The following is a 10875-nucleotide window of genomic DNA, read 5'->3' as shown; positions in this document are numbered from 1 at the left end:
GGCAGGCCAGCGGCAGGCGACTCCGCGGATAGGCCGGCGGCGGGCGAGTCGGCCGCCGGCGAGTCGGCGGATGGGTCTTCGGTCGGGGGGACGGTCTTTACGATTTGCTCGATTGCGTCCATTGAGCCGAACTCGCGGGCCAAAGCCTGGGCCGCGGTCGGGCCCACGTGCCGGATGGAAAGCGCCACCAGCACGCGCCACAGTGGCTGTTGCTTGGCCTTTTCCAGGTTTTCCAGGAGGCGCACCGCGTTGGTGCCCAGCGTGCCGTCCTGGTTGACGAAGAACGGTGACTGGCGCAGCTGCTCCTCGGTGAGCGCGAACAGGTCGCCCTCGTCGGTGATCACGCCGGAGTCGAGCAGGGCCTGGCCGGCCTTGTAGCCCAGCACCTCGATGTCGAACGCGCCCCGGCCGGCCAGATGGAACACCCGCTCGCGCAGCTGGGACGGGCAGGACCTGGTGTTGGGGCAGCGGATGTCGATGTCGCTTTCCTTGGCCGGCGCCAGTTTCGTGCCGCAGGAGGGGCAGTGCGTCGGCATCACGAAGGCGCGGGCGTCGGCGGGGCGCAGGTCGATCACGGGGCCGAGCACCTCGGGGATCACGTCGCCGGCCTTGCGCAGCACGATCGTGTCGCCGATCAGCACGCCCTTGCGCTCGACCTCCCGGGCGTTGTGCAGGGTGGCCTGGGCGACCGTGGAGCCGGCCACCTTGACCGGCTCGAGGATCGCGAACGGGGTGACCCGGCCGGTGCGCCCCACGTTGACCGCGATGTCGAGCAGCTTGGTGGTGACCTCCTCGGGCGGGTATTTGTAGGCGATCGCCCAGCGCGGCGCCCGTGAGGTGGAGCCGAGGCGGCCCTGGATGGAGACCGAGTCGACCTTGACCACGACGCCGTCGATCTCGTGCTCGACGTCGTGCCGGTGCTCGCCGTAGTAGGCGATGTAGTCGCGCACGCCGGACAGGTCGTCGACCAGTTTCCAGCGGTCGCTGGTGGGCAGGCCCCACGCCTTCAGGGCTTCGTAGGCGTGCGACTGCGACGTCGGGGTGAAGCCGACCCGGGCGCCGATGCCGTGCACGACCATGCGCAGGCCGCGCGATGCCGTGATGCGTGGGTCTTTCTGGCGGAGGCTGCCGGCCGCCGCGTTGCGCGGGTTGGCGAACGGCGCCTTGCCCTGTTCGACCAGCGACGCGTTGAGGTCGGCGAACGCGGACACCGGGAAGTAGATCTCGCCGCGCACCTCGAGCAGGTCGGGCGGGTTGTCGCCGGCCAGGCGCTCGGGGATCTCGCGGATCGTGCGCACGTTGGACGTGACGTCCTCACCGGTGCGGCCGTCGCCCCGGGTCGCGCCGCGGACCAGCTTGCCCTTTTCGTAGGTCAGGTTGATGGCCAGGCCGTCGACCTTGAGCTCGCAGATGAACTGGGTCGGGCCGCCCGCGTCGCGCAGCGTGCGCTCGGACCAGGCGGCCAGCTCGTCGTCGTCGAAGACGTTGTCGAGCGAGAGCATGCGCTCGGCGTGCTCCACCGGGGTGAACAGCGTGGAGAACGTGCCGCCGACATTCTGCGTCGGGGAGTCGGGGGTGCGCAGCGCCGGGAACTCCTCCTCCAGCGCCGACAGCTCGCGCAGCAGCCGGTCGAAGTCGGCGTCGGAGATGGTCGGCGAATCGAGGACGTAATAGCGATACTGGTGGCCGCGCAGCTCCTCGGCCAGCTCCGCGTGGCGGCCGCTGGCCTCGGGCGTCGGGTCTTGGCCGGCCGCGGCCACCTGTTCCGGGGTAGGCGGAACCACCTCGACGTCGTCCTGCTTCTCGGCCACCGCAACCTCCGTCTCGCGTGAGCTAGGAGGAACGGTAGTCGTCACCTACGACATTTTCGGGGCTCCTCAGGCCTCGGCGAGCCGCCGTCCGGCTTCCCGGCAGGCGGTCAGCGCGGCCCGCGCGTACGCCGGAGAGGCCGCCGCCAGACCGCAGGCCGGAGTGATCACCACCTGTTCCGGCAGTTTCGCGGCCGGGAAACCCAGCCGGGACCACAGCTTGCTCACCCGCTCGGCCGCCTGTTTGCCGTCGGGCGCCGGCCCGCTGGTCGGCACGACGCCGGCGAAGAGGCCGATGCCGGCCTCGATGGCCTCGCCCAACGGATCAAGATCTTTCAGCAACGAAAGGTCGAGCGCGAAGGCCGCGGCCCGCGAATCCCGCAAGACCTGCATGGGTACGTCCGGAGCACAGCAATGCACCACGACGGGTACGCCCACCTGCTCGACGATCGTCCGCAGCCCGGTGGCCGCGTCCGGAGCGGTGACCGCTCGGTAGGAGCCCAGGCCGCTCTCGGTCGGCACGTGACCGGCCAGCACCGTCGGCAGGGACGGCTCGTCGATCTGCAGCAGCACGGTCGCCCGGGGCAGCCGCTTGCGCACCTCGTCGACGTGCCGGCGCAGACCCTCGGCCAGCGAGTCGGTCAGGTCCCGCACCGCGCCGAGGTCGCGCAGCATCCGGCCGCCGATCTGCTGGTCGAGACTCGCGGCCAGGGTCCACGGGCCGGCCGCCTGGAGCTTGAACGTGCCGGCGAAGCCATCGCCCTGCTCGGTCGCCTGGTCGAGATCGCGTTCCAGCAGGTCGGCGGTGTGCCGCAGGTCTTTGCCGGGCCGCGGCGCCATCTGCCAGCGGCCGGCGTAGACCTGCACCGGAAGATCGACCAGGAACCCGGCGGTGCGGCCGATCATGTCGGCCCCGGGCCCGCGGGCCGGCAGCTCGGGCAGGTGCGGCAGGTCGGGCAGCTCACCGAAGACGATGTGCTGCGCCTCGACGATGTCGGTGCCGGGCAGTGACCCGATCCCGGTGGCGGCTCCGCGCGCCCACGGGAAGTCAGGCATGCGCCGCACCGCCCGCCGTCTGCAGCTCGGCCGAGGCGATGCCGGCCGTGATGGTGGCGGAGCCGAGGACGATGTCGCCGTCGGGGTCACGCCGGTAGGCGACGATCGCCTGGCCGGCGGCCACACCCCGGGCCGGCTCGTGCAGGCGGGCGGTCAGCCCCTCGCCGTCGACGACCACCGAGGCCGGTACGACCTCGCCGTGCGCCCGCAGCTGCACCTCGCACTCGACCGGCGTGGCCGAGTCGTGCCAGATGACCCGGCTCGCGGTGACCGTGTCGACCGACAGCTCCTCGCGCGAGCCGACCGTCACCGTGTTGGTCTTCGGCGTGATCGAGAGCACGTAACGAGGGCGGCCGTCGGGGGCGGGAACCCGCAGGTCGAGGCCCTTGCGCTGGCCGATCGTGTACGAGTACGCACCGTTGTGGGTGCCGAGCTTCTCACCCGTACGCGAATCGACGATGTCACCCGGCGCCGAGCCCAACCGGCGTTCCAAAAAGCCCTTCGTATCGCCATCGGCGATGAAGCAGATGTCGTGCGAATCGGGCTTGTCGGCCACCGCCAGGCCGCGCTCGGCCGCCTCGGCCCGGACCTGGGCCTTGGTCGAGTCGCCGAGCGGGAAGACCGCCCGGTCGAGCTGGGCCCGGGTCAGCACGGCCAGCACGTAGGACTGGTCCTTCGGCAGGTCGACGCTGCGCCGCAGCAGGCCGTCGGCGCCCAGGCGGGCGTGATGACCGGTGACGACGGCGTCGAAGCCGAGGGCCACCGCCCGGTCGAGCACCGCGGCGAACTTGATCTTCTCGTTGCAGCGGAGGCAGGGGTTGGGGGTGCGGCCCGCCGCATACTCCGCCACGAAGTCGTCCACCACGTTCTCGTGGAACTGGTCGGCCATGTCCCACACGTAGAACGGGATGCCGATCACATCGGCGGCCCGGCGGGCGTCCCGGGAGTCTTCCAGCGTGCAGCAGCCCCGCGCGCCCGTCCGATAGGTCTGGGGGTTTCGCGCCAGCGCAAGATGCACCCCGGTGACGTCGTGGCCGGCGTCGTGGGCGCGCGCGGCGGCGACGGCGGAATCGACACCGCCGGACATTGCCGCAAGAACTCGCATGCCCGCAAGACTACTAGCGCGGGGTCTTCCAGGCGGTGGCGCGGCGGGCCCGCTCGACCGCGCCCGGGAGGGCGGCCAGAAGCGCGTCCACGTCGTCGACGGTGCTGGTGTGACCCAGCGTGAAGCGCAGCGACGATCGAGCCCGGTCGTCGTCGGCGCCCATCGCGATCAGCACGTGGCTCGGCTGTGCCACGCCGGCCGAGCAGGCCGAGCCGGTCGAGCAGGCGATGCCCTGGGCGTCGAGGAGCAGCAGGAGGGCGTCGCCCTCGCAGCCGGGGAAGCTGAAGTGGGCGTTGCCGGGGAGGCGGTCGGCCTGGGCGCCGTTCAGGATCGCGTCCGGGATCGCCGTCTTCACCCTGGTCACGAGCTCGTCGCGGAGGTCGGCGACGCGGGCCGCGTATTCCTGCTGGGATTTGACCGCGTATTCGACGGCGACCGCGAAGGCGGCCACCCCGGCCGTGTCGAGCGTGCCGGACCGGACGTCCCGCTCCTGGCCGCCGCCGTGCAGCAGCGGGGTGCAGGCGACGTCGCGGCCCAGCAGGAGGGCCCCGACGCCGACCGGGCCGCCCAGCTTGTGGCCGGTCACGGTCAGCGCGGCGGCGCCGCTGGCCGCGAAGTCGACCGGGATCTGGCCAACCGCCTGGACGGCGTCGGTGTGGAACGGGATGCCGTGCTCGGCGGCCAGGTGGGCCAGGTCACGGATCGGCTGGATGGTGCCGATCTCGTTGTTCGCCCACTGGACGCTGATCACGGCGATCTCGTCCTGGTAGTGGGTGATCAGTTCCTCGAGATCGTCGACGCCGACCCGGCCCTGGTCGTCGACCGGCAGGAGGTTGATCGCGGCGCCCTCGTGGGTGTTCAGCCAGTCGACGGCGTCCAGGACGGCGTGGTGCTCGACCGCCGAGGCGACCACCCGGGTGCGGTTGAGCGAGGCGGCCCGCCGGGACCAGAAGATGCCCTTGGTCGCGAGGTTGTCGCTTTCCGTACCGCCGCTGGTAAAGATCACCTCGGAGGGGCGGGCGGAGAGGGCCGCGGCGATCCGCTCGCGGGACTCCTCGACCAACCGGCGGGCGCAGCGGCCGGCGGCGTGCAGCGAAGACGGGTTACCGACCGAGCGGGCAGCGGAGGCGTACGCCTCAATCGCTTCCTCGAGCATCGGGGTGGTTGCCGCGTGATCCAGATAGGCCATCAGTCGCCAAGCTTATGCCTTGGAAGCGGCAGTACCCGGAGCAGAGCGGGGAGGGTGCGCAAGCGCACCCTCCCCGCCGCCGGACTACTTGCGCTTGCGGATTTCGTCGGCCGCCTGGGGTACGACCTTGAACAGGTCGCCCACGACGCCGTAGTCGGCCAGTTCGAAGATCGGGGCCTCGGGGTCCTTGTTGACCGCGACGATCGTCTTGCTGGTCTGCATGCCGGCCCGGTGCTGGATCGCGCCGGAGATGCCCAGGGCCAGGTAGAGCTGCGGGGACACCGTCTTACCGGTCTGCCCCACCTGGAACTGGTGCGGGTAGAAGCCGGAGTCGACCGCCGCCCGGGACGCGCCGACCGCGCCGCCGAGCAGGTCGGCCAGCTCCTCGACCAGCTTGAAGTTGTCGGCGCTGGCCACGCCGCGGCCACCGGAGACGACGATCGACGCCTCGGTCAGCTCGGGGCGGGAGCCCTTCTTCTCGGCCACCCGCTCGACCACCTTGGTGAGCTTGTCGGCGTCCGACACGCTCACAGTGAGCTGCTCGACCGTGCCGGCCGCCGGGGCGGGCGACGGGGTGGTGGAGTTGGGGCGGATCGTCACGATCGGCAGACCGCGCGTGACCTTGGACTTGACCAGGGCCGAACCGGCGAAGATCGCCTGGGTGGCGGTGCCGTCGGCGTCGATCGCGACCGCGTCGGTCAGCAGACCGTTGTCCAGCTTGACCGCCAGACGGCCGGCGATCTCCTTGCCCTCCTGGGTCGAGCCGAGCAGCACCGCGGCCGGCTGAACCTGCTGCACCAGCGCGGCGAGCACCGTCGCCTTGGGCGAGACCAGGTAACCGTCGATGTCCTCACCGGCGGCGACGTAGATCTTCTCGGCTCCGAACTCGGCAAGCTTGGCGGTGATGTCGCCGGCCTCGCCCAGCACCACGGCGCTGGGGGTGCCCAGCGTGCGGGCGAAGGTCAGCATTTCGAGCGTGACCTTCTTGACCCCGGCGGATGCGGAGGCCTCTACAACGACCAGAACTTCTGCCACGACAGCCTCCTTCTCAGACGAACTTCTCGGCGGTGAGGTACGACACGAGCTGCGTGCCGCCGTCGCCCTCATCGGTGACCTTGGTGCCGCCCGAGCGGGCCGGGCGCTTCGAGAACTCGATCACGGCGCTGGTGGCACCGGCCGTGCCCACCTCGCCCGCGTCGACGCCCAGCTCGGCCAGGGTGAGGGTCTGCACCGGCTTCTTCTTCGCGGCCATGATGCCCTTGAAGGACGGGTACCGCGGCTCGTTGATGGTGTCCCAGACGCTGACCACGGCCGGCGTGGCGGCGGTGACCACCTCGTAGCCCTCGTCGGTCTGACGCTCGACGGTCAGCTGCGAGCCGTCCACGGTGAGCTTGCGGGCGCCGGTGAGCGCCGCGATGCCGAGCCGCTCGGCGAGCATGTGCGGGAGCACCTGCACACGGCCGTCGGTGGACTCCGCACCGGCGATGATCAGGTCGGCGTTCAGCGTGCCGAGGGCCGCCGCGAGGACCTTGGAGGTGGCGACGGCGCACGAACCGTGCAGTGCGTCGTCGGTAACGTGTACCGCCTTGTCGGGGCCCATCGAGAGCGCCTTGCGGATGGACTCGGTGGCACCGGCGGGACCCATGGTCAACACAGTGACCTCGCCGCCGTGCGCCTCTTTGATCTTCAACGCCTCTTCGATGGCGTACTCGTCCATCTCGTTGATGACGTTGCTCGCCGAGGCCCGCTCGACGGTGTTGTCGCTAGCGCTAAGGGTGCGCTCGGCACCGGAGTCGGGTACCTGCTTCACCAAAACGACGATGTTCATCGCGCTCCTACGACCCTCCTGTTATGAACGCACCGTTGCGGTCGGACGCCTGCTGGAAGGTTACCCGTCAGTAGCTTACGAGTGACAGCCACCCAGAGTGACACACCTCACCATGATGGGCTGAGGAGGTGTCACGATATGTCCGGCCAAATCGCTCCATTGCGAGACGGGTTTCGCCCGCCTGTCCCCCACTCTGTACCACGTTCACACGCGGCCGCGACCGAGTCCCATGGCCGGGCCGGCCCGGACTCGCCATGGTGCCGTTGCGGACGGTCACGAGAGTCGTGTGTCAGTGACGAAGTCCGCAGCCTGTGGATGCACCTTCTTGACCAATCAGGTCGATAATCGAGCGGTGTTCGGTGACCTGCGGCAGTGGTTCGATCCCGAGAAACAACCGACCGTCGGCCGGACCCCGGACTACCGATTCTCGCTCGCCAACGAGCGCACTTTCCTGGCCTGGGTCCGCACCGGCCTGGCACTGATCGCCGGCGGCCTGGCCTGCGCCCAGTTCCTGCCGCCGCTGCCGGTCGAGCACCTGCGCGAGGTGATCGCGATCGCGATGCTGCTGCTCGGTGGGGTGGTGGCGCTGCGCGCGGTCGACCACTGGGCGCGCACCGAGCGGGCCATGCGGCTCGGCACCGAGCTGCCGGGGTCGAAGTTCCCGGCGATCCTGGCCCTCGTGGTGGCGGCCGGAGCGCTGCTCCTGATCGTGGCCGTGGCGATCAAGGCAGTCCGGTGAGCCCCGCCGTGGCGATCAAGGCAGTCCGGTGAGCCCCGCTGCGGTCATCAAGGCCGCCCGGTGAGCCCCGATCCGGGCGCCTCGGCCGAGCGCACCCGGCTGGCCTGGCGGCGCACCGGCCTCTCCGCCACCGCGGCCGCCCTGCTCGCCGCCCGCCCCGCCTTCCGACCCGAGGCCGGCGTGCTGGCCTGGCTGGTCGCGGCCCTGGCGATGGCCACCTGGGTGATCATGATCGCACTCGCCTACCGCCGGTCCTGGGCCCTGCGCCGCGTGCCGCCGGTGCCCGCCCGCCGGGCCGTGCCCGCCTATGCCCTGATCACGGCGGCCCTGGCGGCCCTCGGCGGGCTGGTCGTCCTGCTCTGACGCCGCCTTGTCATGCTCAAGCGTCGCCGGATGGCCACGGGCGAGTCATCATTGCTTCATGGTGCGGGTGTTCATCTTCCTGGCTGCAGTGCAGCTGGTCCTTTTTGTGCTGGCGCTGATCAGCGCGCTGTCCGCCGATCGCGTTCGCAATGCGCCGCGCGCCCTCTGGGTGCTCCTGATCATCCTGGTCCCGCTGCTGGGCGCGCTCGCCTACTTCCTGTGGGGCCGCCCGCTCGCCGTGCCGACCGAGGGCGCACCGCCCCGCCGCAGCGGCGCGCGCCCATCCTCACCGGACGACGACCCCGACTTCCTGCGCCGGATGAACACCGAGCAGTCCCGCCTGGACCGAGAAACCCTCTCCCAATGGGAGAGGGAATTCCGGAAGAAGCAGGAGGAGGAGTAGGGCTCAGGCGAGGTTCGAGCTGCGGGGGTAGGCATCGGCCGGGTCGGTCAGCACGTTGACCAGGTACGGAACTCCGGCGTCGAAGGCGCGGGCCAGGGCCGGTCCCAGGTCGGCCGACTTCTCGACCGTCTCGCCGGCCCCGCCGAGCGCGCGCACCACGTCGTCGTAACGCAGGCCGGGCTGCAGGTCGGCGGCCACGTCGTAGCCGTACATGGCGTTCATCGGGTGCTTCTCGAGACCCCAGATGCCGTTGTTGCCGACCACCATCACCACCGGCAGTTTCTGCCGGACCAGCGACTCGGCGTCCATCAGGGAGAAGCCGGCCGCGCCGTCCCCGAGCAGCACGCAGATCTGCCGGTCGGGGTAGGTGACCCGGGCGCCCATCGCGTAGCCCATGCCGGTGCCGAGGCAGCCGTACGGGCCCGGGTCGAGCCAGGTGCCGGGCTGGGACGGCTCGAGGTAACGCCCGGCGTAGGAGACGAAGTCGCCACCGTCACCGATGGTCACCGCGTCGGCGGCCAGCACCTTGCGGAGCTCGCCGTAGATGCGGGCCGGCTTGATCGGGTCGGTCTCGGCCCCCATCGCCTCGGCGTCCCGGAGTTGGCCGGCGTCCTCGGCCGAGCGCAGCCCTTCGATCCAGTCGGTGTGCCGCCCCGAGTGGCCCGCCAGGGCGATGAGGATCAGGCGCAGGTCACCGGCGGGCGAGACGGCCGGGGTGACGTGCGAGGCGCGCTGGGTCGGCGCGTCCACAATGTGCACGACCTGGGCCTCGCCAAACTCGCCGAAGCCGAGCCGGAAGTCCAGCGGTGTGCCGATCACGCAGACCACGTCGGCCTCGTTCAGCGCGGGGCGGCGGGCCTTGGCGAAGGCCAGCCGGTGCGACGGGGGCAGCGCGCCGCGGCCCATCCCGTTGGTGAAGACCGGCACGTCCAGCGCCTCGGCGGCGGCCCGCAGCTCGTCGATCGCGTTGCCGCCCCACACGTCGGAGCCGGCGATGATGATCGGCCGTTCGGCGCCGGCCAGCAGTCCGGCCGCTTTCGCGACGAGATCCGGGTCCGGTTCGAGGATCGGCACGGCCGGTTCGCCGGGCGCGGCCGCCTCGCCGCTGGAGAAGACCACCTCGAGCGGCAGGTCGAGGAACGCGGGGCCGCGGTGGGCGGTCAGGGCCGCGGTCAGGGCCGCGGTGATCTCGCCGGGGATGCTGTCGGTGTCGGTGACCGTGGTGGCGTACTTGGTGACCGGGGCGACCAACGGCACGTGGTCGAACTCCTGCAGGCTGCCGGCGCCCCAGCGGAACTGCGGTGCCCGCCCGCCGAGCACGAGCACCGGCGAGGCGTTGAAGAACGCGCTGGTCAGGCCGGAGATGCCGTTGGTCACGCCGGGGCCGGCGGTGAGCACCGCGAGGCCGGGCCGGCGCTGCAGCTTGGCGATCGCCTCGGCCGCGAAGACCGCGGACTGTTCGTGCCGGACGTCGTAGATCGGGAATCCGGACTTGTGCGCGGCGTCGTAGAGCGGGAACACGTGCCCGCCGGAGAGGGTGAACATCTCGGTCACCCCGAACGCCCGCAGGGCGGCCAGCGCCAGATCGCCGCCGTGCCCCTCGATCACCTCTGCCATACCCGCCTCCGTCGCCGAGCCAGACCGACGCGAATCACTCTCGCATACCGGTGATGTCGAGGATGTCGCGCACCAGGTTGCGCGCGCTCTCCTCGATCGACTCCCCGTTTCCGTATCCGTAGGCCAGCACCGCCGCGATCACCGGCACCGCGATCATGAAGACGAAGCTGAACATCAGCTTCAGGAAGCGCAGGAATCCGCCGCGCCGGCGTGGCCGTCGCTGCTTCGGCGGCTTGGCGACCCGGGCCGGCTTGGTCTTGGCCACCCGGGCCGGCGGCGGCATCGGGGTCACCGGCTGGGACCGGGTGCGCGGCACCGCCTTCGGCGGCGACGAAACGGGCCGGGCGGGTGGCATGGCCGGCGACATCGGCCGGCTTCCGCTCGGCGTCCGGTCCGGCGACGGCGGGTGTACGGGCGGAAGCCCCTCGAATCTTGGGGTCGCGACCGTGGCCTGCGGGTCGGGGACCCAGTGCCCGTGGTCGGCATCGGGCCACGGATCGACGGCGGGCTGCAGCCCCGTCGTGCCGGGAATGTGCTGCGCGACGATGTTGCGCGGCACCGGCACGGTTTCGCTCTCGTCCCGGCCGAGCTCACTATCGGCCCAGCCCACTCCGCTCTCGGATCGGCCGGAGCTGCTGTCGGCCCAGCCGGCACCGCTCTCGGCCCGCCCAGGGCTGTTGTCGGCCCAGCCGGCACCGCTCTCGGATCGGCCGGCGGAGTTCTCGGCCCAGCCGGCACTGCTCTCGGCGCGGCCGCCCGCACCGTCG

Annotated in this window: 10 protein-coding genes and 1 pseudogene; 3 read left to right on the top strand and 8 right to left on the bottom strand. The window is 71.3% G+C overall.

All coding sequences use genetic code 11. From position 1 onward, the window contains the following. The 6 genes from ligA to Ato02nite_RS47195 all read right to left on the bottom strand — a co-directional run. The coding region (gene ligA, locus Ato02nite_RS47220; RefSeq protein ID WP_246608175.1) for an NAD-dependent DNA ligase LigA at positions 1–1811 on the bottom strand (1811 nt) is incomplete at its 3' end. A 66-nt stretch (positions 1812–1877) separates the two neighbouring features. Continuing rightward, entirely contained in the window at positions 1878–2864 is a 987-nt protein-coding gene (locus Ato02nite_RS47215) for a uroporphyrinogen decarboxylase/cobalamine-independent methonine synthase family protein (RefSeq protein WP_213013284.1), read from the bottom strand. Beyond that, the gene (gene mnmA / locus Ato02nite_RS47210; protein WP_213013283.1) at positions 2857–3969 is read right to left on the bottom strand and encodes a tRNA 2-thiouridine(34) synthase MnmA; all 1113 of its coding nucleotides are present in this window, start codon (positions 3967–3969) and stop codon (positions 2857–2859) included. The genes Ato02nite_RS47215 and mnmA overlap by 8 nt, the downstream gene beginning before the upstream one ends. Positions 3970–3982: 13 nt before the next feature. Further along, entirely contained in the window at positions 3983–5158 is a 1176-nt protein-coding gene (locus Ato02nite_RS47205; RefSeq protein WP_213013282.1) for a cysteine desulfurase family protein, read from the bottom strand. An 84-nt stretch (positions 5159–5242) separates the two neighbouring features. Further along, positions 5243–6193: an electron transfer flavoprotein subunit alpha/FixB family protein gene (locus Ato02nite_RS47200; RefSeq protein ID WP_213013281.1), complete on the bottom strand. Its 951-nt coding sequence runs from the start codon at positions 6191–6193 to the stop codon at positions 5243–5245. Between the two features lie 13 nt (positions 6194–6206). After that, positions 6207–6986 carry an electron transfer flavoprotein subunit beta/FixA family protein gene (locus tag Ato02nite_RS47195; RefSeq protein ID WP_213013280.1) on the bottom strand — a complete coding sequence of 260 codons (780 nt, stop codon included), beginning with the start codon at positions 6984–6986 and terminating at the stop codon, positions 6207–6209. A gap of 352 nt (positions 6987–7338) precedes the next feature. Here Ato02nite_RS47195 and Ato02nite_RS47190 point away from each other — a divergent pair, with 352 nt between their 5' ends. Genes Ato02nite_RS47190 through Ato02nite_RS47180 form a run of 3 tightly spaced genes read left to right on the top strand, consistent with a single transcriptional unit; the run spans position 7339 to position 8491 of the window. Next, a complete protein-coding gene (locus Ato02nite_RS47190) occupies positions 7339–7725 on the top strand; it encodes a YidH family protein (protein ID WP_213013279.1) in 387 nt (128 codons plus the stop codon). A gap of 60 nt (positions 7726–7785) precedes the next feature. Then, entirely contained in the window at positions 7786–8088 is a 303-nt protein-coding gene (locus Ato02nite_RS47185; protein WP_213013278.1) for a DUF202 domain-containing protein, read from the top strand. 58 nt (positions 8089–8146) lie between these two features. Further along, positions 8147–8491: a PLDc N-terminal domain-containing protein gene (locus Ato02nite_RS47180; RefSeq protein WP_213013277.1), complete on the top strand. Its 345-nt coding sequence runs from the start codon at positions 8147–8149 to the stop codon at positions 8489–8491. A gap of 3 nt (positions 8492–8494) precedes the next feature. Here the strand turns inward: Ato02nite_RS47180 and Ato02nite_RS47175 are convergent, their stop codons facing one another. Next, the gene (locus tag Ato02nite_RS47175) at positions 8495–10108 is read right to left on the bottom strand and encodes an acetolactate synthase (protein ID WP_213013276.1); all 1614 of its coding nucleotides are present in this window, start codon (positions 10106–10108) and stop codon (positions 8495–8497) included. Between the two features lie 34 nt (positions 10109–10142). Further along, positions 10143–10875, bottom strand: a pseudogene (locus Ato02nite_RS47170) (hypothetical protein); the annotation flags it as partial.

The organism is Paractinoplanes toevensis (genome assembly GCF_018332695.1).
Taxonomy (GTDB): domain Bacteria; phylum Actinomycetota; class Actinomycetes; order Mycobacteriales; family Micromonosporaceae; genus Actinoplanes; species Actinoplanes toevensis.
Note: the sequence above shows the minus strand (reverse complement) of the source record. Positions and strands in the feature narration are given on the sequence as shown.